Source organism: Klebsiella sp. RC2, from assembly GCF_014192815.1.
GTDB lineage: Bacteria > Pseudomonadota > Gammaproteobacteria > Enterobacterales > Enterobacteriaceae > Klebsiella > Klebsiella variicola.
Genome location: NZ_JACHYL010000001.1, coordinates 73,062 through 95,143, shown reverse-complemented (window position 1 = coordinate 95,143; position 22,082 = coordinate 73,062). Strand labels below are relative to the sequence as shown.

The following is a 22,082-nucleotide window of genomic DNA, read 5'->3' as shown; positions in this document are numbered from 1 at the left end:
AGTAAATGATGACTTTTTCTCTTGACGCGCTGGCCCGGCAGCTGCGCGACGCGGAACAGACCGGCCAGGCGATCGCCCCGCTGCGTGATATCCTCGGCGTCGACAATGCCGACGCCGCCTATGCCATCCAGCGTCTGAACGTCCAGCACCACGTGGCCCATGGCCGGCGGGTAGTGGGCCGCAAGGTGGGCCTGACCCATCCCAAAGTGCAGCAGCAGCTGGGGGTCAACCAGCCGGATTTCGGCACTCTGTTTGCCGACATGTGCTACGGCGACAACGCCGAGGTACCGTTTGGTCGCGTGCTGCAGCCCAAAGTGGAGGCCGAGATCGCCCTGGTGCTGAAGCAGGATCTGCCGCATGCCGATACCACTTTTGATGAACTGTATAACGCCATCGAATGGGTGCTGCCGGCGCTGGAGGTGGTGGGCAGCCGCATTCGCGACTGGTCAATCGGCTTTGTCGACACCGTCGCCGATAACGCCTCCTGTGGCCTGTACGTCATTGGCGGCCCGGCGCAGCGCCCGGCAGGACTGGATCTGAAGCAGTGCGCCATGCACATGACCCGCAACCAGGAGCTGGTCTCCAGCGGCCGCGGCAGCGAGTGCCTGGGGCATCCGCTGAACGCCGCAGTCTGGCTGGCGCGCAAGCTGGCGAGTCTCGGCGAACCGCTGCGGGCGGGGGATATCGTGCTGACCGGGGCGTTAGGCCCGATGGTGGCGATTAACGAGGGGGACAGCTTTGTCGCCCATATCGAAGGTATTGGCTCAGTTGCGGCACGCTTCGTCGCCGCCGGAGAAGGACATCGTGATGCGTAAACGTAAAGTCGCCATTATCGGCTCCGGGAATATCGGCACCGATTTAATGATTAAAATCCTGCGCCACGGCCAGCATCTGGAGATGGCGGTGATGGTCGGCATCGACCCGCAGTCGGATGGCCTGGCCCGCGCCCGGCGCATGGGCGTCGCGACCACCCACGAAGGGGTGGGCGGCCTGATACAGATGGCGGAATTTGCCGACATCGATTTTGTTTTTGACGCCACCAGCGCCGGGGCGCACATCAAAAACGATGCCGCGCTGCGCGAAGCGAAGCCGGGGATCCGCGTCATCGACCTGACGCCGGCGGCGATTGGCCCGTACTGCGTACCGGTGGTCAACCTCGCGGCCAATCTCCATCAGGGCAACGTCAATATGGTGACCTGCGGCGGGCAGGCGACCATCCCAATGGTCGCCGCGGTCTCGCGAGTGGCGAAGGTGCATTACGCGGAGATCGTGGCCTCGATCGCCAGCCAATCCGCCGGACCGGGCACGCGGGCCAATATTGACGAATTTACCGAAACCACCTCGCAGGCGATTGAAAAAGTCGGCGGCGCGGGCAAGGGCAAAGCGATTATTGTACTGAACCCGGCGGAGCCGCCGCTGATGATGCGCGATACCGTCTACGTCCTGAGCGAGCTGGCGTCGCAGGAGGCGATTGCCGCCTCGATCGCCGAAATGGCGGCGGCAGTGCAGGCTTACGTCCCAGGCTACCGGCTGAAGCAGCAGGTGCAGTTTGAGGTTATCCCCGAGGATAAGCCGGTCAACCTGCCCGGCGTCGGCTGTTTTTCCGGCCTGAAAACCGCGGTTTACCTCGAAGTGGAAGGAGCGGCGCACTATCTGCCAGCGTACGCGGGCAACCTCGATATTATGACCTCGGCGGCGCTGGCGACGGCGGAGCAAATGGCCGGGGCAATGCACAGCGCGGCGGGAGCGACAGCATGAACGGTAAAAAACTTTATATCTCGGACGTGACGCTGCGCGATGGCATGCACGCCATTCGTCACCAGTATTCCCTGGCGCAGGTGCAGCAGATCGCCGGCGCGCTGGATAAGGCTGGGGTCGACTCCATCGAAGTGGCCCATGGCGATGGCCTGCAGGGATCCAGCTTCAACTACGGCTTTGGCGCTCACAGCGACATCGCGTGGATTGAAGCGGCGGCGGAGGCGGTCAGCCAGGCGAAAATCGCCACCTTGCTGCTGCCGGGCATCGGCACGCTGCACGATCTGAAAGCGGCGTATCAGGCCGGAGCGCGGGTGGTGCGGGTCGCCACCCACTGCAGCGAAGCAGACGTCGCGGCGCAACATATTGCCTTTGCCCGCGAGCTGGGAATGGACACCGTCGGTTTTCTGATGATGAGCCATATGATCTCCCCGCAGGCACTGGCGCAGCAGGCGCTGAAGATGGAATCTTATGGCGCGACCTGTATCTATGTGGTGGATTCCGGCGGGGCGATGAACATGAACGACATTCGCGACCGCTTCCGTGCCCTGAAGGCGGTGCTGAAGCCGGAGACCGCCACCGGGATGCATGCCCACCATAACCTGAGCCTCGGGGTGGCGAACTCGATCGTCGCGGTGGAAGAGGGGTGCGATCGCATTGACGCAAGCCTGGCCGGGATGGGGGCGGGGGCGGGCAATGCGCCGCTGGAGGTATTTATTGCCGCCGCCGACAAGCTCGGCTGGCAGCATGGCACCGATCTCTACGCCCTGATGAACGCGGCCGATGAGCTGGTGCGGCCGCTGCAGGACCGCCCGGTGCGTGTCGACCGCGAAACGCTGGCGCTGGGCTACGCCGGGGTCTACTCCAGCTTCCTGCGCCACAGCGAAGCGGCGGCCGAGCGCTATGGCCTCAGCGCGGTGGATATTCTCGTCGAGCTGGGCAAGCGGCGGATGGTCGGCGGTCAGGAGGATATGATCGTCGACGTCGCGCTGGATCTGCTGAACCGCAATAAATAACGAAAAACGTGCGGCTGACAAAGCATCAGCCGCCAGTCACCTGCTCCGTTTGTTCGGCTATCGCCAAGGTACCCTATGACCAAGATAACGACTGCAAACCCCTCGCGCCTGGTGGTTACCATCGGGCTCTGTTTTATGGTGGCCCTGATGGAAGGGCTGGATCTGCAGGCGGCGGGGATCGCCGCCGTCGGCATGGCGCAGGCCTTTGCGCTGGATAAAATGCAGATGGGCTGGATCTTCAGCGCCGGGATCCTCGGCCTGCTGCCCGGCGCGCTGGTGGGCGGCAGGCTGGCGGACCGCCACGGGCGCAAGCGCATTCTGCTGGGGTCGGTGCTGCTGTTTGGCCTGTTCTCGCTGGCCACCGCGGTGGCATGGAGCTTCCCGACGCTGCTGCTGGCGCGCCTGCTCACCGGCGTCGGGCTCGGGGCGGCATTGCCTAACCTGATTGCCTTAACCTCGGAAGCCGCTGGCTCACGCTTCCGCGGCCGGGCGGTAAGCCTGATGTACTGCGGCGTACCCATTGGCGCCGCGCTGGCGGCAGCGCTGGGCTTTTCCGGTCTCGCCGCGGCCTGGCAGACTATTTTCTGGATTGGCGGCGTGGTCCCGTTACTGCTGATCCCGCTGCTGATGCGCTGGCTACCGGAGTCGCAGGCGTTTCAGCGCGCGGAGGCCAGCGTGCCGCTGCGCACCCTGTTTGCCCCAGGGCATGCCGCCGCCACCCTGCTGTTGTGGCTGGGTTATTTTTTCACCCTGCTGGTGGTCTATATGCTGATCAACTGGCTGCCGATGCTGCTGGTGGGCCAGGGATTCCGCGCCAGCCAGGCGGCGGGGGTGATGTTCTCTCTGCAGATCGGCGCCGCCTGCGGCACGCTGCTGCTGGGAGCGCTAATGGATAAGCTCACCCCGCTGCGGATGTCGCTCCTGATCTACAGCGGGATTCTGGCTTCCCTGCTGGCGCTGGGCAGCGCGTCGTCGCTAAACGGAATGCTGCTGGCGGGGTTTGTCGCCGGGCTGTTCGCCACCGGCGGCCAGAGCGTACTCTATGCCCTGGCGCCGCTTTTTTACCCCGCAGCGATCCGCGCCACCGGGGTCGGCACCGCCGTGGCGGTGGGCCGTCTTGGCGCAATGAGCGGCCCGCTGCTGGCCGGCAAGATGCTGGCCCTCGGCACCGGCACCATCGGGGTGATGGCGGCCTCGGCGCCCGGCATTGTGCTGGCCGGCGTGGCGGTGTTCTGGCTGATGCATCGTCAGCAGCGCGCCGCGATTGTCTGAGACGCATCCGGCGGTCTGGCAAAAAAATGCCGGGCCGCCGCCTTGCCTGTCCGCGTCACCTGGCCTATGGTAAGACATCATTCCCTGACGCTTATCGTCCCTATGGCTTACACCTCCCGTTTGCTCAATGCTATCCCTGGCATCCGCCACGCTTTTCTCGATGTCCACGAAACCGCCGCCTTTCCCTATGCCGAGCTGGCTCCGGTGAAGCTGGTGCATGGTAATGAGGTTCATCATTATCAGCAGCCGCTGCCGACGCGCCCGCACGCCGACGCGGTGTTTACCGCGGTAGCCGGGCAAAAGGTGGGGGTGGTGACCGCCGACTGTCTGCCGATGCTGATCGCCTCGCGCGACGGTCGCTCCGTCTGCAGCGTGCATGCCGGCTGGCAGGGGCTGGTCAGCGGCATTGTCGATAATAGTCTGGCCTGTTTTCGCCAGCAGGGGGTGGCATTGGCCGATCTGGTCATCGCCGTGGGGCCGCATATTCACCCTTGCTGTTACGAAGTCTCCGCCGGATTTTATCAGCAACTGCTGGACCAGCCCGGCGGTGATCGGGTGGCCCGCCATCGCCAGCGGCTGTTTCATTCCCGTTCGGGCCCGGTCAGCGATCCGCTCAAAGCCGCCGCACGCGGCAGCGATAATCTGTGGTTTGATCTGCGCGCCTTTGCCGAAGCGATCTTCGCAGAGGCGGGAGTGTCGCCGGCGAGCGTTGAATGGCTGGGGAGTTGCACCTACTGCACCCCGCAGTCGCTGGGCTCCTACCGACGCCGGACCCATTTTCCGGCGCCGAAGAGCTTTCAGTATTCGTGGATCCTGCGCGAGGCCTGAGGCGCGCTCGCGCTAGAGCACCCGAAAACCGTGGGTGCCGTCGCGGGCCAGCTGATCCACCAGGCCATACTCCCACTCCAGATAAGCCTGCATGGCCTCGGCGGAATTATCGGTTCCTTCGTACGGACGACGATAGCGGTCACGGCGCTCGACGGCGAGGCCGCTATCGCCATGCGCCAGCGGCAGACCGGCGGCGATCCACGCCAGCGTCCCGCCGGTAAGCAACTGCACCGGTTTACCGGTCAAGGCCGCCACCTCCGGCACCGCGTAGCGGGCCAGCAGACTGCTGCCGCAGGTCACCACGTATCGCTGTGCGGGAGGGATCACATCCAGGGCCTGGCGCAGCTGCGAGCGCGTCAGCCACCACGCGCCGGGGATATGGCGAGCGACAAAGTTGGCGCTGGTGGTAAAATCGAGCACCACCGTACCGGGTTCGTCCAGTTGTTGCGCCAGCTGCGCCGGGCTTATCTCCTCCGCCTGCGGGCCGGGCGGCACCTCGGCGGCCGGCACCCCGCGTTCGCTCAACTGGCTGGCCGACAGCGCGCTCAGCCGCGCCGTCTCCCAGCCCATCTGCGCCAGCCACGAGCCGGTTATCGCCGCCCGGATGCCATCGTCATCCAGCAGCACAATTCGCGCCCCTCGTACGCTGGCGAAGTGATCGGTCTCCTGCAGCAGCTGGCCGCCTGGCGCGCTCAGGCTGCCGGGATAGTGACCCGCCGCGTACTCCTCGGGGCTGCGGACATCAAACAGGAAGGTAGTGCGGTCGCTCTGCTGCAGCCAGCGTTGCAGCGTGGCCTCATCGATGACCGCCACCCCGGCCCGTTCGGCAAGATGCGCCACCTCAGCGGCCCGGACGCCGGAGGCGCGGGCGGAGGGATCGTATTGCCGCTGCTGCTGGTGCGCCAGTGTCTGGCCGGCCAGCGTCCAGCCGATAGTGCCATTGCGCAGGGCATGGACCGGGTTTGGCACGCCGGCGTTGATCAGCGACTGGGTGCCGATGATGCTGCGGGTGCGTCCGGCGCAGTTGACGATAACCGGCGTCTGCGGGGAGGGCGTCAGGCTCTCCACCCGCAGGGCCAGCTCGCCGCCGGGCACGCTGATGCTGCCGGGGATGCTCATGGTCTGGTACTCATCGAAGCGCCGGGCGTCGACGATCACCACCTCCTGCCGGCTGTCGATGAGCGCCTGAACCTCCTGGGCGCTGAGCGACGGCGTGTGACGCACGCTTTCCACCAGTTCACCAAAGGCTTTGCTGGCGGAGTTGACGTCCTGAAACAGCTCGCCGCCGCTGCGGCGCCAGCCGGCGAGCCCCTCTGTCAGCAGGGCCACATCCTGATAGCCCCAGGCCCGTAGCCGTTCGACGGCGATCTCCGCCAGACCTTCGCCGTTGTCGTAGACGGTGAGCGGGGTGGTGAAGCGCGGTATCCGCCGGCGGACCTCCAGCTCCAGTTTGCTGAGCGGCAGATTGACGGCAAACAGCGGATGAGCGGTGGCGAAATCGGCCTCTTCACGGACGTCGATCAGCGCCAGTTCACGACGGTCGAGCAGCGCCTGGCGTATCCCGGCGGCCTGGCGATAAGCGTAGGTGGGCATAGTGGTTATCCTTGATGTTCGCGGGACAAATCCCAGATATTGGGTAAATGGCGGTTAGAGTAGCCGGAGATAAACGGTTTCTGCTGCCCTTCCGGGGTATACACGGCGCGCTTCACCGCGCCGATATTGCCGCCGTAGATGTGAATGCTGATGGAGACGCGATCCGCCAGCGCATTGCTGACGCGATGAATATCGCCATCGTCAGCGGAGACTTTCTCCACCTGGCCTGCTTCCAGAAGCGTGGCGGCGCCCAGCGCGCGCGGGATGCCATCGGCATCCAGCTTGTAGCGCTGGTTTTCCTCCGCGCCGCGCAGCATACCAATGGCCCCCCACACCCGATGGTCATGGATCGGCGTCGCTTGCCCCGGTCCCCAGACGAAGCTGACAATCGAGAAGCGCTCCCCGGAGTCGGCATGCAGCAGATACTGCTGGTAATGGTGCGGATGCGGCAGGGTGTACTCTTCCGGCAGCCAGTCGTCGTGACGCACCAGCGCCGCCAGTCGCTGCGCCACGGCGTCAAGCAGCGGGGCGGTCTGGTGGTGCTCACGGTGCAGGCGGTCTACCTCATGAATGAAATGGCGTAATTTTTCCAGTCGTGGTGCAGTCATGTGCGGTTCCTGTCAGAGGGACTGGTCAAAACGCTAACAGAGGCGTTAATATTATTTAAATGCAATTTACGCATATATTAATATGCAAATTTCACATAAGGATCCTATGCGCATTGACGATATTGACGCTTTGCTGGCCACGGTGCAGTTTTCCTCCCTCAATCAGGCCGCGGAATATCTGGGGATCACCCAGTCGGCCATCACCCGGCGTCTTCAGCGTCTGGAACAGGAGCTGAACGTGACGCTGTTGGAGCGCCAGACCCGCCCGCTGACCCTGACCGCCGCCGGACACCGGGTGTACGAGCAGTGTCTGAGCATTAAGCGTGAGACGAAAAAACTCTACAGCCTGTTGGATCCGCAAGGCGAGCCGCGCGGCGCGCTGCGTCTCGGCGTGCCGCAGAGTCTCAGCGAGATTGCCCTGCCGGCGGCGCTGTCGACGCTGAGCCAGCAGTTTCCCGGACTGTCGCCGCAGATCACCTGCGGCTGGAGCGGACAGCTGCAGCGCCGGCTGGAAAACGGCGAGCTGGACGGCATGCTGGCGATGGGGCCCGCCCAGCAAAGCTTCGCCGAGGGCTACAGCGGACGGCTGCTGTGTCCCCTGGAGGTGGTGCCGATCGTCGGCCGGCGTTTGAATTTGCGCGCGTCATCCCTGCGGGAGTGCGCCGAACAGGGCTGGATCCTTAACCCCGACGGCTGTGGCCTGCGCGCCGGGCTTATTCGCCAGCTGCAGAGTCAGGGATTGCGGTTGAAGCTTAATGTCGAAAGCGCGGGCGCGCAGCTGCAGATAGCGCTGGTGGCGCAGGGACAGGGGCTGGGTCTGGTGCCGCGGGCGGCGCTGGCCAGCAGCCCGTGGCGGGACGAGATTGCGGTCCTCAGCCTCAGCGATTTTCAGCCTGCGGTCTCACTGTGGCTGATCCACGCCCAGTATCTGGCAAACCTGCAGGCGCCGCTGACCTTTTTCGCCAGCAAAGTGGTGCAGCAGCTGACAGTATCCGACTGAAAGCACTATGCATTTTTGTTTAATGCTAATTCAGCATATTAAGATATGATAAAAATGCATTTTGCTCATTAACACACTCTGTATAGGGTAATGACCAGCGCCGCTGTCGCGGCCACTCCATTACCCTGACGCAAGGAGTTGTTCATGAGCATTCAGTTTCTCGGCATGATTGGCCACCGCCTCTCTTCCGAAACGATTGCCCCGGTGGGGCCGATCTTTGACCGCGACTATATCGTTCGCTTTGCGCAAACCCATGAAGCCGCCGGGTTTGATCGTCTGCTGGTCGGCCACTGGTCCGATCAACCCGACGGCTTTCTGGTGACGGCCCTGGCGGGGCTGTCGACGCAGAAAATCCATTACCTGCTGGCTCATCGCCCCGGTTTTGTTTCGCCAACCCTCGCCGCGCGCAAATTCGCCACCCTTGAGCACCTGTTGGGGGGCCGGCTGGCGGTGCATATCATCAGCGGCGGCAACGATGCCGAGCAGCGCCGGGATGGCGATTATCTCGACCACGACCAGCGCTACGCCCGCACCGACGCCTTCCTCGACACCGTGCGCCAGGTGTGGACCAGCGAGCAGCCGGTGGATATTCACAACGATTTTTATCAGGCCGAGCAGGCCTGGTCCGCCATTCGCCCGCTGCAAAAACCGCATCTTCCCATCTACTTCGGCGGCTCGTCGGAAGCGGCCATCGCCGTCGCCGGCAAACATGCCGACGTCTTCGCCCTGTGGGGCGAGTCGCTGGCGCAAACCGGCGAGACCATCCAGCGCGTGCGCGCCGAAGCGGCGAAACACCAGCGTGATATCGGCTTCAGCGTCTCGTTCCGGCCGATTATCGCCGACAGCGAAGCCGAAGCCTGGGAGAAAGCCGAGCATATCCTGCACGTCGCCACCGAGCAGGCGGCACAGCGCGGAGGGGGTTTCAAAGCCAAACCGGACAGCATCGGCGCCCAGCGGCTGCGGGCCACCGCGGCGCAGGGCAGGGTGGTGGACAAACGTCTGTGGACCGGCATCGCCCAACTGGTGGGCGGCGGACATAACTCCACCGCCCTGGTGGGCACCCCGGAGCAGGTGGCGGATGCGCTGCTCGATTACTACGACCTCGGCGTGCGTAACTTCCTGATCCGCGGCTTCGATCCGCTGAACGACGCGGCCGACTATGGCCGGGCGCTGCTGCCGATCGCCCGGGAAAAAGCTGCCCGGCGTGCGGTGGCGGAGCGCGCATCGTGATCCATCCTGAGCGCGACGACTGGGCCCGGCAGTTGACGGCGCTCCGCCAGCAGATGGCGGAGCAGGCGGCCAGCCTTGATGCCAGCGGCGACTTTCCCCAGCGTAATATCGACCATCTGCGCGCGGGGGGCTGGTTAAGTCTCGCCGTGCCGTCATCCTGCGGCGGCGCGGGCGCCACTCTGGCCCAGCTGCAGCAGGTCATCGCCGCCATCGCCTGGGGAGAGCCGGCGACAGCGCTGATCGTCTGCATGCAGTATCTGCACCATTTGCGGCTGGCGGAAAATGACGCCTGGCACGCGCCGCTGCGCCAGCAGGTTTTTCACGATGCTGTCGAACACGGTGGCCTGATCAACAGCCTGCGCGTCGAGCCGGAGCTGGGATCCCCGGCGCGGGGCGGCCTGCCGGACACCGTGGCGACCCGTCGCGCGGAGGGCTGGGACATCAGCGGCCATAAAATTTATACCACCGGCATTGAAGGGCTGCGCTGGCTGGCGGTGTGGGCCAGAAGCGATGATAACCCGCCGCTGGTGGGCACCTGGCTGGTGGCTGGCGACAGCCCGGGTATCAGCGTGGTGAAAAGCTGGGATCACGCCGGGATGCGGGCCACCGGCAGCCATGAAGTTATTTTTAACCACGTGCGGGTGGCGGCAGAGCACGCGGTGGATGTCTGGCCGGCCGATGCGCCACCCGCCGCGGAGGCCGAACCGTTTCGCCTGTTCGCCAACCGGCAGACGGCGCTGCTGGCGGCGATCTATGACAGCATTGCCCACGCCGCTCACGACTGGCTGGTGAGGTGGCTGGCGGGACGGGTACCCGCCGGTCTCGGTCATCCGCTCTCTCGTCTGCCACGGGTGCAGGAGAAAGTCGGGCAGATCGCCGGGCTGCTGCTGGTCAACCGCAGCCTGCTGGAGCAGGCCGCCGCGCTGCGCTTTTCCGCTATCGAGGCCAATCTGGCGAAAGTCACCATCACCGACAACGCCATTCAGGCGGTGAATATTGCGCTCGAGCTGACCGGCAATCATGGCCTGAGCCGACAGAACCCGCTGGAACGCCACTACCGCAACGTGCTCTGCGGACGGGTACATACCCCACAGAGCGACAGCGCCTGGCTGGCAGCCGGCAACTTCGTCTTTCAATCACAAGGATAATCACGATGCGTCTATCATTTTCAGGCCGGGTGGCGGCAGCGCTGATGCTGCTGGCGCTGGGCGGCTACGCGACAGCGCAGGAGCGGATCACCCTGCGTATCGCCGATCAAAAAGGCGGCATGCGTTCGCAGCTGGAGGCGGCCAACGCCCTGCAAAATCTCCCTTACGACATTAAGTGGGCCGAGTTCCCGGCCGCCGCGCCGCTGGCGGAAGCCCTCAACGCGGGCGCCGTGGACGCGGGGATCATCGGCGATGCGCCGTTGCTCTTTGCTCTGGCCAACGGTGCGCCGGTCAAGGCCATTGCCGTGGATAAAAGCAACCCGGCGGGGACCGCGGTGCTGGTTTCCCCCGGCAGCACGTTAAAAAGCGGCGCCGATTTAAAAGGCAAACGCATCGCCACCGGTAAAGGGTCGATTGGTCATTTCGTGGCGCTGAAAGCGCTGGAGCAGGCGGGGATTTCACCGAAGGAGGTGCAGTGGGTGTTCCTCGGCCCGGTGGACGCCAAAGTGGCGCTGCTTAACGGTTCGGTGGACGCCTGGGCGACCTGGGAGCCCTACACCACCCAGATGGTGAAGACCAACGAGGGGCAGATTCTGGTGAGCGGCAAAGGGCTGCTGCCGGGGAATACCTTCCTCGCGGCAACGGATTCCGCGCTTAACGATCCGCAAAAACGCGCCGCGCTGCAGGATTATCTCCAGCGCCTGGCCGGCGCCGAGCGCTGGGCCTACGCCAATCTCGACAGCTACGGCAAAACGCTGGGGGAGATCATTCGCTTCCCGGCGGAGATCGCCCGCGCGCAGTTTGCCAACCGCCAGTCGCAGTGGCAGCCGCTGGCAGAGGAAACGGTGACCCAGCAGCAGGCAACGGCGGACTTTTATCTCGCCAACGGCCTGATCCGCACCCGGCTGGACGTGAAGCCGACCTTTGACCCCAGCTTTAGCGTGCCCGCCGCCGAGGTGACACCATGACCAGAAACACTTTTTCCCGCCGCCGTTTTTTACAGCTCAGCGGCGGCCTGGCGCTGGCCGGGGTCTCTCTGCCGCTGTGGGCTCACGATATGGCGAACATGGCCAGCGGCGATGCCCATCCGGCGCTGCGCCTGCCAGAGCCCTACAAGATCAAGCTGGCGATCAATAAAAGCGCGGTATGCCTTGCGCCGGTCGCCGTCGCCGAGCAGCAGAAGATTTTCAGTAAATATAACCTCGACGTTGAGTTTGTTAACTTCGGCAACTCCACCGATGTGCTGCTGGAGGCGATCGCCACCGGTAAGGCCGACGCCGGGGTGGGGATGGCGCTGCGCTGGCTGAAGGCGCTGGAGCAGGGCTTTGACGTCAAGCTCACCGCCGGAACCCACGGCGGCTGTCTGAACCTGCTGACGGCCAAAGACTCGCCGTTCGGCGGCCTCGAGAGCCTGAAGGGACAAACCATCGGCGTCACCGACATGGCCGGGCCGGATAAAAACTTCTTCGCCATTCTGCTTAAGCGCCACGGTATCGACCCGATCAGCGACGTGCAGTGGAAAGTCTACCCGGCGGATCTGCTCAGCGTGGCGCTGGACAAGCGCGAAATCGCCGCCATCAGCGGCAGCGAGCCATTCAGCTATCGTCTGCTGGAGACCGGCAAGTATCAGCTGATCGCCAGCAATATGACCGGGGATTATGCCAACCTCAGCTGCTGCGTGCTGGGGGTGAGCGGGAGCCTGGCGCGGGACCATAAACCGGCCGCCGCCGCGCTCACCCAGGCGCTCCTTGAGGCGCACAGCTATGCCGCTGCGCATCCGGAAAGCGTGGCGCAATCCTTCCTCGCCCATGCCCTGAACACCAGTGAAGCGGAGGTGAGCGGCATCCTGCACGGGCAGGGCCACGGCCATCATGCGGTGGGCGAAGCATTCGTGAAAGAGCTGACGCAGTACGCGGTCGACCTGCAGCGGGTGCAGGTGATCAAGCCGGGTACCGATCCCCATCAGTTCGCGGAGAGTATCTATGCCAACGTATTCGCCTGAGCAGGCTCTGGCGCGCTCCACCGGCCGCGCGCCGCTGTGGGGAGAAGGGCTGCTGGCCGCCGCGCTGTGGCTGCTGGGCGGTCTGTTTACCCTGGCCTGGCCCGATGCCGGGCGGCGCTGGCCGTTTAGCGAAGGGTGGGCGCTGGCGCAATTCACCCTCGGCGGTGGATTACTGCTGCTGGCGCTGAGCTATCGCTACTGGCGAGCGCGCGGCGCGCGTGTGCGGCATGCCGGCAAGTGGCTGGCGCTGTTGCCGGTGCTGTTTGCTGTCTGGGAAGGGCTGACCGCCAAGAGCGCCGTGCTACCGGTGCCGTTTTTCGCGCCGCCGCAGGCGCTGATCGAAGTACTGCACGACGACTGGCCGCGCCTGCTCGACAGCCTGCTGCACTCGCTGGGGCTGCTGGGGCTCGGCGTGCTGCTGGGCACCAGCAGCGGGTTCATCACCGGTCTGGCCATCGGCTGGTCGCAACGGATTGGCTACTGGGTGCATCCGGTGTTACGTCTGCTGGGCCCGGTGCCGTCCACCGCGCTGCTGCCGCTGTGCCTGTTTATTTTTCCCTCGAGCTTCGGCGCCAGCGTGTTTTTGATCGCGCTGAGCACCTGGTTCCCGGTCACGGTGCTGACCTGGTCCGGAGTGATGGGCATTGATAAGGCGTGGTACGACGTGGCGCGGACCCTCGGCGCCAGCCAGCGTTTCCTGATCCTGCGGGTGGCGATCCCCGCCGCGCTGCCGAACGTCTTTGTCGGCCTGTTTATGGGGCTCGGCGCGTCGTTTTCGGTGCTGATTGTCGCCGAAATGGTCGGGGTGAAGTCAGGGATCGGCTTTTACCTCCAGTGGGCCCAGGGCTGGGCGGCCTATCCGAATATGTACGCCGCGCTGCTGGTGATGGCGTTGTTATGCTCCGGCCTGATAAGCGGATTATTTATGCTGCGTGACCGGCTGCTGAGCTGGCAGCGAGGAGGAATGCAATGGTAACAGCGACGCCAGATTCGCCGGCGATAGCGCGCGGCGCGGCGGTATCCATCAGCCATCTTCATCATGCGTTTACGCTTGGCAAACAGACGGTACCGGTGCTGGAGAATATCAGTCTGCAGCTGCGCCCGGGGGAAAGCGTGGCGCTGCTGGGCCCTTCCGGCTGCGGTAAATCAACCCTGCTGCGGCTGCTGGCGGGGCTGGAAGCGGCGCAGAGCGGACAGATGCAGATCGACGGCGCGGCGCCCGGCGCCCCGGGGCCGGAGCGGATCCTTGTGTTTCAGGATCCGACGCTCTACCCATGGCTGACGGTACGGCAGAACGTGCTGCTGGGCCCGCAGGCGCAGGGCAAAAAGGGGCTGGAGGCGAAGGCCGACGCGCTGATTGACCGCATCGGGCTGCAGGCCTTCAGCGAGGCGTGGCCGCGGCAGCTGTCCGGGGGGATGGCGCAGCGTGCGGCGCTGGCGCGCGCCTTGTTGAACGAACCGCGCCTGCTGCTGCTCGACGAGCCGTTGGGCAAACTCGATTCCCTGACCCGCATTAGCATGCAGCGGGAGCTGATCGCCCTCTGGCAGCAGCAGGGGTATACCAGCCTGCTGGTGACCCACGATATCGAAGAGGCGCTGCTGCTGTGCGAGCGGGTGCTGGTGATGTCGCCGCGTCCAGGGCGGATTATCGCTGAGTTCGCGTTGCCGCTGGATTTTCCCCGTCATCGCGATAACCCGCAGCTGCTGCAGCATCGTCAGGATATATTGCGCATCCTCGGCCAGGAGGAGGACTGGTAAGCTGAACGCATTGCCCGGTGGCGGCTGCGACAAAGGTCACGGAAAGGTAGGCCGGTGCAAGCGCAGCGCCGCCCGGCAATGAACATCCGGCGCCAGGCGCCACGTTTTTGCCCGGTGGCGGCTGCGCCTTACCGGGCCTACGAACTCGACAGGAAGGGGAAGGACTGCAGGTCATGCAGTTGCAGGCCGGTGCATGCGCAGCGCTGCCCGGTTATGGGCATCCGGCGCCAGGCGCCACATTTTTGCCCGGTGGCGGCTGCGCCTTACCGGGCCTGCGAACTCGACAGGAAGGGGAAGGACCCCAGGCTATGCAGTTGTAGGCCGGCGCAAGCGCAGCGCCGCCCGGCAATGAACATCCGGCGCCAGGCGCCACATTTTTGCCCGGTGGCGGCTGCGCCTTACCGGGCCTACGAACTCGACAGGAAGGGGAAGGACCCCAGGCTATGCAGTTGCAGGCCGGCGCAAGCGCAGCGCCGCCCGGCAATGAACATCCGGCGCGACGCCATGGTCCGGCTTAAAAATCCATCTTCACTGTGAACTGCACTTCGCGCGGGTCGCCAATCTGGTTGCCGAGGTTATTGGTGCCGATCGAGGAGGTGTAATAGGTCTTATCAAACAGGTTCTTCACATTCACCTGCAGCGTCACCGGATACTGCAGCTTCATCTTATAGGCGGCGAACACATCCGCCACCGCATAGCCCTGCAGATAATAATCCGCGCCGTTGGTGCCGGAGCGCTTGCTGACCGCATGGCCGCCGCCGCCGACGGTCAGGGTGTTGCTGTTATAGACGTTATGAATGTCATAGGTCAGGAACAGCGAACCGGTATGTTTTGGTACGTTTGGCAGCGGTTTCCCGGCGTAATCCGGATCTTCCAGCACTTTGGCGTCGGTGTAGCCGTAGCTGGCGATCACGCTGAGGTTATCGGTGATGGACCCGGCCAGGTCCACTTCCACGCCCTGGGAACGCACCTTGCCCGCCGTTTTGGCCACTGTCTCATCGCCAATGCTCTCGGTGTACAGCACGTTACGCTTATGAATATCAAACAGCGCGATATTGGCGGTAATGCCGTTTAACAGGTCGAATTTGGCGCCCACTTCGTAAGAGGTGGACTCTTCCGGCGGCAGCTCGCCGATATAGCTGGCGATCGACGACTGCGGCATAAACGACTGGGCGACGTTGGCGAACAGGGAGACGTTCGGCGTCACCTTGTAGACCAGGCCGGCTTTCGGCGTCCATTTCTCATCGCGGCTATCGGTATTGACGTTAAATGGTCGGCCTTTACCGGCGTACTGGGTGTAGTACTGGTAGCGCACGCCAGCGACGGCGATCCAGTTGTCAGTCAGGTACAGCGCGTCCTGCACGTATGCGGCATAGCTCTCCTGCTGGATACGCTGATCGCTGTCGGAGGCGGAGACGGTATTACAGGTGTCGAGAGTGCCGTAGACCGGATGATAGATGTTAAAGCCTTTCACGTTCTTGCAGCGCAGCATATCGGTGCGCAGCAGATCGTAATTCTCATAGGCGACGCCGGTCAGCAGTTCGTTATAAAAGCCGCCCACCACCACGTTGCCCTGCAGGTCGGCGCGGGTGGAATGCATCTTCTGCGTTGAACCGTGGGTACCGTCGACCCGGCGGGTGAGGTTGCCGGTCGCCGAATCATAGGCCATCACCCGCGCCTGGTTATCGTTGTAATTATCCTGGCTGTAGCTGTAGTCGAAGCGCGCGGTCCAGGCGTCGTTAAGGCGATACTCGGCGTTGAGCTGAGCGAGATCGGAATAACCATCGGTAATATTAAACGCTTCATCGAAGCGGGTTTTGCGATCGACGTTCACCGCATGGCCGGTGTTCAGATCGAAAATAGTGCCGCGGTCAAAAGGCGCGCTGTAGTCGCGGTGCGAATAGGACGCGGTCACCGTCGCCCGCTCGCCAAACCAGGTCAGGGAAGGGGCGATAAAGCTGCTTTTGTTTTTACCAAAATTGCGCCAGTAATCCTCATTCTGGTATTCCCCAATCAGCCGGTACGCCAGATTCGTGCCTTCGATGGGGCCGGTGACGTCGAAGCTGCCGGTACCGCCGCCAAAGCTGGTGGACGTCGCGGAAACCGAACCGGAGAACTGCCGCTCAGGCCGTTTGGTGATGACGTTGATCAGCCCGCCGGGGTCGAGGATACCGTACAGCGTCGAAGCTGGCCCCTTCAGGACTTCCACCCGTTCGGTGGCGGCGTTAAAACTGCGTGGCAGCACGGTGCGCAGACCGTTGGTCATGATCGAGCCGTCGCGGTTGGCGCCGAAGCCGCGGCGGGTAAAGGCGTCCTGGGTACCGCCGAGGGTGTTGGTCTGCACCACGTTAGCGACGTTATACAGCGCCTCATCGAGTGAGGTGGCGTGCTGATCTTCGAGAACCCGATCGCTGACGGTATTAACCACCTGCGGAATATCCAGCAGCGGCATCGAGGTCAGCGTCGCGGTGGCGGAGCTGAGTGGCTGATAGCCGCTGGTGGCGCTCTGCTGCGCGCCGTCGGCCACCACGGTGATGGTCTCTTCCGCGTCGTTATTACTTTTCGCCGCGCTATTGTCGGCGGCCATTAATCCCGGTGAGGCTAAAAAAAGAAGCGAAAAAAGCGCGCGCCCTTGCAACGCTCTGCAGGCGACATGGGGTTGAGTCATTATCTGTTTCTCGTGAACGAATCTGCCTTTGCGGTCAGATTAAGCCAATAAAATCATTGCCCTGAATAATAAAAGCACTCTGTTTAGCGTCTGAACGCGCCTTCAGATGTGTAATTGAGAATCATTCAATCATGAAGGGATGTAGTAGTAAATGTTATGTAAGATAAAAAATTGGCGGTGGGAAATGGCGGGGTTATCACGTCTTTTCAATGAGGTGGTGTGTTGTTATTTTATTGATATTAAATGATTTTATTGGTTTTACTGTTGCGCAGCCTCGCTGTAGTGCTCGCGACGGATGGATGACAATGGCGAGTATTGACTACTACATCTATCCCCGTCATGATCAAAAGAGAATGAGATTTATTTTTGTTTGACTGCAGACTGTTCAGCGATGGCCTGGAACGCTGCGGCGCAGGAGCGAGTTATGCCACAGCGGGTGAAACCTGCAGAGCAGGGGATCGTACTGGATGCCCTGTCGGCCGGATACGGCCAGACCCTGATCGTTGACGATATCAACCTGACCATTCCCACCGGCAAAATGACGGTGCTGGCCGGGGCGAACGGCTCCGGTAAATCCACGCTGCTCTCGACCATCGCCAGAATGCTGAAACCGCTCGGCGGCTGCGTGCGTCTGGACGGGCAAGCCATTCACCAGATGCCGACGAAAGCCGTCTCGCGCCAGCTGGGCATCCTCCCGCAATCGCCGGTGACCCCGGAAGGGTTAACGGTTTTCGAGCTGGTCTCGCGCGGGCGCTACCCATGGCAAGGGCTGATGCGCCAGTGGTCCGAGGCCGATGAGCTGGCGGTGGAGGAGGCGCTGCGCTTAACCGGTACCGCCGAATTCGCCCATCTGCCGGTGGACAGCCTCTCCGGCGGCCAGCGTCAGCGCTGCTGGATCGCCATGGCGCTGGCCCAGCAAACGGCCACCATTCTGCTCGATGAGCCGACCACCTGGCTCGATCTGCGCTATCAGGTCGATATCCTCGAGCTGCTCCAGACTCTCACCCGCGAACATGGCCGCACGGTGGTGACGGTGCTCCATGACCTCAACTTTGCCGTGAACTATGCCGATCTGCTGGTATTCCTCAAACAGGGGCGCATCGCCGGCACGATTAGCGACAACGACGTCTGTAGCCCTGAGCTGATTAAACGCGTGTTTGACGTTGACGTGCAGATGTCGATTAACCCGCAAACCGGCAAACCGTTCTTTATGCCGTTTCGCGCCCGCCAGGCCGTTGACGCATGAGCGCCGCCGTTCTGTACGCCGCGCGGCGTCATGCCCGCCCCCGACTGGCGCTCTTGCTGCTAACGCTACTGCTTATCGCCGCCTCGCTGGTGCATCTTGGCTTAGGCGCCCGCTGGATCGCCCCACAGACGGTGCTGCAGGCGCTGCTGGAGTACAATCCGCGCAACTTCGACCAGCGAATCATCGTCGATCTGCGCCTGGTGCGGCTGGCGGCAGCGCTGCTGACCGGCGCGGCGCTCGGCGTCGCCGGGCTGCTGCTGCAGACGGTGATCCGTAACCCACTTGGCGAGCCGCATATTCTCGGCCTTAACGCCGGCGCCTCGCTGGCGGTGGTGGCGACCTCGGCGCTGGGCCTGTCTCTCGGCGCTTTCCCCGCCGGGCGCCCGCTGACCGCCGCCTGCGGCGCAGCGCTGTTGTTCGGCGGCGTGATGGCGCTGGCCTCTGCCGGGCGTGGCGGGGCGACGCCGCTGCGCATCACGTTGTGCGGAGTGGCGCTGTCAGCGTTTGCGTCGGCGGTGACGGCGGCGATATTGATCCTCGATGAACAGACGCTGCTGGCGATGCGTACCTGGCTGGCCGGCGACCTGGCCGGACTGAACTGGAGCACGCTGCAGACGGCGCTGGTTCCGGCGCTGATCGGCCTTGGCGTCGCGCTGCTCATTGCCCCACGGCTTAATGTGCTGGCGCTGGGGGATAAGGTGGCGCTGGGCCTTGGCGTTAATCTCGTCCAGACGAGGCTGCTGGGTCTGCTGGCGATTGCGCTGCTGTGCGGTGCGGCGGTGGCGGTGGCCGGGCCGATCGGTTTTGTCGGGCTGGTGGTGCCGCACGTGGTGCGCCGTCTGGTGACGGAAGATATCCGTCTGGCGCTGCCCCTGGCGGCGCCGGTGGGGGCGCTGGTGCTGGTGCTGGCGGACATCGCTGCCCGGACGCTGGTCGCGCCGCAGGAGCTGGCGACCGGGGCGATGACCGCCCTGGTGGGTGCGCCGCTGTTTATCTTTATCGCCGCGAGGTTTTTTAAATGACGCGCGCCGTTCACCGGGCCGGTTTTCGGCCGCTGGTTATCGCCTCCCGCCAGCTGCTGCTGCGCCCGGCGGCGCTCAACATTGCCGCCATCATGATGCTGATGCTGCTGGCGCTCGGGCTGTACAGCCTCAGCCGCGGCAGCTTTCCGTTGCCCGCGTCGACGCTGGCGCGGGCCCTGCTGGCGCCGCAGGATATGGGCGAGCAGCCGCGCTTTATTCTGTTTGATATCCGCCTGCCGCGGATCCTGATGGCGCTGCTGTGCGGGGCCATGCTGGGGATGGCCGGCGCGGCGATGCAGAGCATCACCCGTAACGGGCTGGCCGACCCGGGGCTGATTGGCGTCAAAGAGGGGGCCAGCATCGTGGTGCTGGCGCTGGTGCTGTTTTTCCCGGCGGTAGGCCTGGTCTGGCGGCCGCTGGCGGGAATGGTCGGCGGCGTGGCGGTGGCCTTGCTGGTCCTGACGCTGGCGCGCGACTGTTCGCGGCCGCGCTTTATTTTAATTGGCATCGGCGTCTCCTGGACTCTGGCGGCAGCGGTCGGCATCTTTATGACCACCGCCGACGTTCGCGACGTGCAGACGGCGATGATCTGGCTGGCGGGCAGCCTGCAGGCCGCGACCTGGCCGCTGCTGGCGGTGGCCTTTTGCTGGGCGCTGCCCGGGGCCATCATCCTGTTCTGTACCGCCCGGGCGGCGGACGTGGCGCTGCTGGGCGACCGGACCGCCATCGGCCTCGGCGTACGTCTGCAGCAGCTGACGATGCTGCGCTTTTTCGCGCCGGTGCTGCTGACCTCGGCCAGCGTCTCCTGCGTCGGCAGCCTGGGCTTTGTGGGCCTGATGGCGCCGCATATGGCGCGTTTTGTGCTGCGCGGCGGCCAGGTATCGCTGCTGTGCGGCAGCGCGCTGATTGGCGCCTTGCTGGTGCTGGTAACCGATACCCTTGGCCGGCTGGCGTTTGCCCCGCTGCAGATCCCGGCGGGGATTGTCATTGCCCTGGTGGGCTGCCCATTCTTTGTTGTCTTGCTCTGGCGTCGCCGTGATGCCCTTTAACCAGGAAGGTAGTATGCGTTGGTTCGTCTCATTGCTGCTGTTGCTGACGGGGGCCGTCAGCGCCGCCGCCCCGCAAACTCAAACTTTCACCGATGATTTAGGCCGCACGGTCACCGTCCCGCTGCATCCGCAGCGTATCGTTTCGATGCACGATCTCGATATTACCATTCCGTTGATTGAGCTCGGGGTGCCGCCGATCGCCAGCCACGGCCGGACGCGCCCGGACGGCAGCCACTATCTGCGCGCCAGCGCCCAGCTCACCGGTGTCGATTTCGACAACAGCGATATCCGCTTTATTGGCACCGCCGATATCGATCTGGAAGCGGTAGCCGCCGCAAAGCCGGATCTGATTATCACCGAGCCCAGCCGCCATGTGTCAGTGGAGCAACTGGAGAAGATTGCCCCGACGGTGAGCATCGACCATCTGCAGGGTAGCGCCCCGCAGATTTACCGCAAGCTGGCGCAGCTGACCGGCACCCAGCCGCGGCTGGCGATCCTTGAGCGCCGCTATCAGGAACAAATCAAACAGCTGAAAGCGATGGTCAATCCACCGCAGTATAGCGTCTCAGTGATCCAGGCGAACAACGGCAAGGTCACGGTGCATCATTCGTATCATGCGCTGGGCCGGGTGCTGCGCGACGCCGGGTTCCGCTTTCCGCCGCTGATTGAGCGGATCCCCGACGGCCAGCGCATTGATGTCAGCGCTGAACAGTTGCCGGAGCTGGACGCCGATTTTGTCTTTGCTACCTGGCGGTCGGATACCGGCGGTAAGCCGCAGGATGAACTGCAGGCGATGGAAGGTGTGATGCCCGGCTGGTGTGACTTTTTGCGTGCCTGCCGCACCGGGCACTATATTTTGCTGCCGCGGGAAGAGGTGATCTCTAACTCCTACGCCGCGCTGTCTCTGATGGTGGCCCAGGTGCAGTCGCATATTGCCGGCAGGCCGATCCCGGCGGAGGCCAAATGAAAAGCGCGGTAAAAAAAGAGAAGGGCAAAGTCGACTTGTTCGGCGAACGCTATCGCGCCCGGGCGCACCAGCTTTCCCCCCGGCTACGGGCCGTGGTCAGCTATATCAACGACAACCGCGAGGTGGTGCTGGAGCATACGGCGATGGAGATCGCCACGGCGACCCAGACCTCCGACGCCACGGTGGTGCGCGCCATCCAGGCGCTGGGCTTTGCCGGGCTGCGCGAGCTTAAGCAGACCATGGAGCGCTGGTTCGGCACCTCGGTTACCTCGGCGGAAAAGATGCGCTCGACGGTCACGGCGCTCTCCAGCGACGTCAACTCCAGTATTGATTTTGTGCTTGAAGGCCATCAGCGGGTCTGCGAGGTCCTGTCGCGCGCCGACAACCGCGCGGCGGTGGCCCAGGCGGTGGCATTGCTCAGCGACGCGCGCCAGGTAGGGATCTTCGGCATCGGCGCCTCGGGGATCCTCGCCGAGTACACCGCCCGGCTGTTCAGCCGCATTGGCCTGCCGGCGTATGTGATGAACCGCACGGGCTTCAGCCTCGCCGAGCAGCTTATCGGCCTGCAGCGCGGCGATGTGCTGATCATGATGGGGCAAAAATCCCCCCATCGCGAAGGGATGACCACCCTGCGCGAGGCGAAGCGGCTGGGTATTCCGACCATCCTGCTGACCCAGGCGGTGGACTCGCGCTTCAGCCAGGAGGCGCAGGTGGTGATCGACGTCCCGCGCGGCGGGGACAGCAGCCGGATGCCGCTGCACGGCACGGTGCTGGTCTGCCTGGAGATGATTGTCCTGTCGGTGGCCTCCACCACGCCACAAAAAACGGTGAAATCCCTGAAACGAATCAACGACCTGCACCGGGCCATCGGTAAATCCGGCGGTAAACGGGGCAGTTGAAGAGATAATTCACCAGCGGGA

General features: G+C 63.8%; 18 protein-coding genes and 2 pseudogenes. 17 read left to right on the top strand and 3 right to left on the bottom strand.

Features of this window, described 5'->3' with window-relative positions:
• Positions 1-8: 8 nt before the first annotated feature.
• From mhpD to FHW76_RS00435, 5 genes are all read left to right on the top strand, one after another.
• On the top strand, positions 9-815 hold the full coding sequence (gene mhpD / locus FHW76_RS00455) for a 2-keto-4-pentenoate hydratase (RefSeq protein ID WP_012967940.1): 807 nt from the start codon (positions 9-11) through the stop codon (positions 813-815).
• Positions 808-1,758, top strand: coding sequence for an acetaldehyde dehydrogenase (gene mhpF, locus FHW76_RS00450; protein WP_183476127.1), 951 nt, complete (start codon positions 808-810; stop codon positions 1,756-1,758). The genes mhpD and mhpF overlap by 8 nt, the downstream gene beginning before the upstream one ends.
• Positions 1,755-2,771: a 4-hydroxy-2-oxovalerate aldolase gene (mhpE, locus tag FHW76_RS00445; RefSeq protein ID WP_008804486.1), complete on the top strand. Its 1,017-nt coding sequence runs from the start codon at positions 1,755-1,757 to the stop codon at positions 2,769-2,771. Before mhpF ends, mhpE begins: the two co-directional genes overlap by 4 nt.
• Positions 2,772-2,846: 75 nt before the next feature.
• Complete coding sequence (gene mhpT, locus FHW76_RS00440) at positions 2,847-4,043, top strand: 3-(3-hydroxy-phenyl)propionate transporter MhpT (RefSeq protein ID WP_183476124.1); 1,197 nt, start codon at positions 2,847-2,849, stop codon at positions 4,041-4,043.
• Between the two features lie 102 nt (positions 4,044-4,145).
• Positions 4,146-4,871, top strand: coding sequence for a polyphenol oxidase family protein (locus tag FHW76_RS00435; protein ID WP_038422708.1), 726 nt, complete (start codon positions 4,146-4,148; stop codon positions 4,869-4,871).
• Positions 4,872-4,883: 12 nt separating this feature from the next.
• Here the strand turns inward: FHW76_RS00435 and FHW76_RS00430 are convergent, their stop codons facing one another.
• Together FHW76_RS00430 and FHW76_RS00425 are read right to left on the bottom strand one after the other, a co-directional pair.
• Positions 4,884-6,464: a rhodanese homology domain-containing protein gene (locus tag FHW76_RS00430; protein WP_032730630.1), complete on the bottom strand. Its 1,581-nt coding sequence runs from the start codon at positions 6,462-6,464 to the stop codon at positions 4,884-4,886.
• Positions 6,465-6,469: 5 nt separating this feature from the next.
• Positions 6,470-7,072, bottom strand: a complete 603-nt coding sequence (locus FHW76_RS00425; RefSeq protein ID WP_110244787.1) for a cysteine dioxygenase — start codon at positions 7,070-7,072, stop codon at positions 6,470-6,472.
• Between the two features lie 106 nt (positions 7,073-7,178).
• Between FHW76_RS00425 and FHW76_RS00420 the strand changes: the two genes are divergently transcribed.
• The 7 genes and pseudogenes from FHW76_RS00420 to FHW76_RS00390 all read left to right on the top strand — a co-directional run bounded on the left by FHW76_RS00420 (position 7,179) and on the right by FHW76_RS00390 (position 14,210).
• Positions 7,179-8,072, top strand: a complete 894-nt coding sequence (locus FHW76_RS00420; protein WP_110244788.1) for a LysR family transcriptional regulator — start codon at positions 7,179-7,181, stop codon at positions 8,070-8,072.
• Positions 8,073-8,216: 144 nt separating this feature from the next.
• Positions 8,217-9,312: pseudogene (locus tag FHW76_RS00415) on the top strand (LLM class flavin-dependent oxidoreductase).
• Positions 9,299-10,450 (top strand): acyl-CoA dehydrogenase family protein, encoded by a 1,152-nt coding sequence (locus FHW76_RS00410; RefSeq protein ID WP_023322821.1) that lies wholly within the window; start codon positions 9,299-9,301, stop codon positions 10,448-10,450. The pseudogene FHW76_RS00415 and the gene FHW76_RS00410 overlap by 14 nt, the downstream one beginning before the upstream one ends.
• 5 nt (positions 10,451-10,455) lie before the next feature.
• A complete protein-coding gene (locus tag FHW76_RS00405; RefSeq protein ID WP_008804495.1) occupies positions 10,456-11,418 on the top strand; it encodes an ABC transporter substrate-binding protein in 963 nt (320 codons plus the stop codon).
• Positions 11,415-12,452, top strand: coding sequence for an ABC transporter substrate-binding protein (locus FHW76_RS00400; protein ID WP_183476121.1), 1,038 nt, complete (start codon positions 11,415-11,417; stop codon positions 12,450-12,452). Before FHW76_RS00405 ends, FHW76_RS00400 begins: the two co-directional genes overlap by 4 nt.
• Positions 12,433-13,428, top strand: a complete 996-nt coding sequence (locus FHW76_RS00395) for an ABC transporter permease (protein ID WP_032730625.1) — start codon at positions 12,433-12,435, stop codon at positions 13,426-13,428. Before FHW76_RS00400 ends, FHW76_RS00395 begins: the two co-directional genes overlap by 20 nt.
• Positions 13,422-14,210, top strand: coding sequence for an ABC transporter ATP-binding protein (locus tag FHW76_RS00390; protein ID WP_064142183.1), 789 nt, complete (start codon positions 13,422-13,424; stop codon positions 14,208-14,210). The genes FHW76_RS00395 and FHW76_RS00390 overlap by 7 nt, the downstream gene beginning before the upstream one ends.
• A gap of 514 nt (positions 14,211-14,724) precedes the next feature.
• On the opposite strand, the gene FHW76_RS00385 is transcribed toward FHW76_RS00390, so the two are convergent.
• Entirely contained in the window at positions 14,725-16,797 is a 2,073-nt protein-coding gene (locus FHW76_RS00385; RefSeq protein WP_072122350.1) for a TonB-dependent siderophore receptor, read from the bottom strand.
• A 505-nt stretch (positions 16,798-17,302) separates the two neighbouring features.
• Here FHW76_RS00385 and FHW76_RS00380 point away from each other — a divergent pair.
• The 5 genes and pseudogenes from FHW76_RS00380 to FHW76_RS00360 all read left to right on the top strand — a co-directional run bounded on the left by FHW76_RS00380 (position 17,303) and on the right by FHW76_RS00360 (position 22,061).
• Entirely contained in the window at positions 17,303-18,124 is an 822-nt protein-coding gene (locus FHW76_RS00380; RefSeq protein ID WP_023297800.1) for an ABC transporter ATP-binding protein, read from the top strand.
• Positions 18,121-19,146, top strand: coding sequence for an iron ABC transporter permease (locus tag FHW76_RS00375; RefSeq protein WP_023297799.1), 1,026 nt, complete (start codon positions 18,121-18,123; stop codon positions 19,144-19,146). The genes FHW76_RS00380 and FHW76_RS00375 overlap by 4 nt, the downstream gene beginning before the upstream one ends.
• Positions 19,143-20,195, top strand: a complete 1,053-nt coding sequence (locus FHW76_RS00370; RefSeq protein ID WP_012967952.1) for an iron ABC transporter permease — start codon at positions 19,143-19,145, stop codon at positions 20,193-20,195. The genes FHW76_RS00375 and FHW76_RS00370 overlap by 4 nt, the downstream gene beginning before the upstream one ends.
• Entirely contained in the window at positions 20,185-21,162 is a 978-nt protein-coding gene (locus FHW76_RS00365; protein WP_172602424.1) for an ABC transporter substrate-binding protein, read from the top strand. The genes FHW76_RS00370 and FHW76_RS00365 overlap by 11 nt, the downstream gene beginning before the upstream one ends.
• Positions 21,128-22,061, top strand: a pseudogene (locus tag FHW76_RS00360) (MurR/RpiR family transcriptional regulator). Before FHW76_RS00365 ends, FHW76_RS00360 begins: the two are co-directional and overlap by 35 nt.
• Positions 22,062-22,082 lie beyond the last annotated feature (21 nt).

Bases quoted from the DNA above. Each gene is read 5' to 3' on its own strand.
- FHW76_RS00420 (WP_110244788.1), top strand. From the start codon at position 7,179: ATGCGCATTGACGATATTGACGCTTTGCTGGCCACGGTGCAGTTTTCC.
- FHW76_RS00395 (WP_032730625.1), top strand. From the start codon at position 12,433: ATGCCAACGTATTCGCCTGAGCAGGCTCTGGCGCGCTCCACCGGCCGC.
- FHW76_RS00430 (WP_032730630.1), bottom strand. From the start codon at position 6,464: ATGCCCACCTACGCTTATCGCCAGGCCGCCGGGATACGCCAGGCGCTG.
- FHW76_RS00390 (WP_064142183.1), top strand. From the start codon at position 13,422: ATGGTAACAGCGACGCCAGATTCGCCGGCGATAGCGCGCGGCGCGGCG.
- FHW76_RS00400 (WP_183476121.1), top strand. From the start codon at position 11,415: ATGACCAGAAACACTTTTTCCCGCCGCCGTTTTTTACAGCTCAGCGGC.
- mhpF (WP_183476127.1), top strand. From the start codon at position 808: ATGCGTAAACGTAAAGTCGCCATTATCGGCTCCGGGAATATCGGCACC.
- FHW76_RS00380 (WP_023297800.1), top strand. From the start codon at position 17,303: ATGCCACAGCGGGTGAAACCTGCAGAGCAGGGGATCGTACTGGATGCC.
- FHW76_RS00425 (WP_110244787.1), bottom strand. From the start codon at position 7,072: ATGACTGCACCACGACTGGAAAAATTACGCCATTTCATTCATGAGGTA.
- mhpE (WP_008804486.1), top strand. From the start codon at position 1,755: ATGAACGGTAAAAAACTTTATATCTCGGACGTGACGCTGCGCGATGGC.
- FHW76_RS00365 (WP_172602424.1), top strand. From the start codon at position 20,185: ATGCCCTTTAACCAGGAAGGTAGTATGCGTTGGTTCGTCTCATTGCTG.
- FHW76_RS00375 (WP_023297799.1), top strand. From the start codon at position 18,121: ATGAGCGCCGCCGTTCTGTACGCCGCGCGGCGTCATGCCCGCCCCCGA.
- FHW76_RS00385 (WP_072122350.1), bottom strand. From the start codon at position 16,797: ATGGCCGCCGACAATAGCGCGGCGAAAAGTAATAACGACGCGGAAGAG.
- mhpT (WP_183476124.1), top strand. From the start codon at position 2,847: ATGACCAAGATAACGACTGCAAACCCCTCGCGCCTGGTGGTTACCATC.
- FHW76_RS00405 (WP_008804495.1), top strand. From the start codon at position 10,456: ATGCGTCTATCATTTTCAGGCCGGGTGGCGGCAGCGCTGATGCTGCTG.
- FHW76_RS00435 (WP_038422708.1), top strand. From the start codon at position 4,146: ATGGCTTACACCTCCCGTTTGCTCAATGCTATCCCTGGCATCCGCCAC.
- FHW76_RS00370 (WP_012967952.1), top strand. From the start codon at position 19,143: ATGACGCGCGCCGTTCACCGGGCCGGTTTTCGGCCGCTGGTTATCGCC.
- mhpD (WP_012967940.1), top strand. From the start codon at position 9: ATGACTTTTTCTCTTGACGCGCTGGCCCGGCAGCTGCGCGACGCGGAA.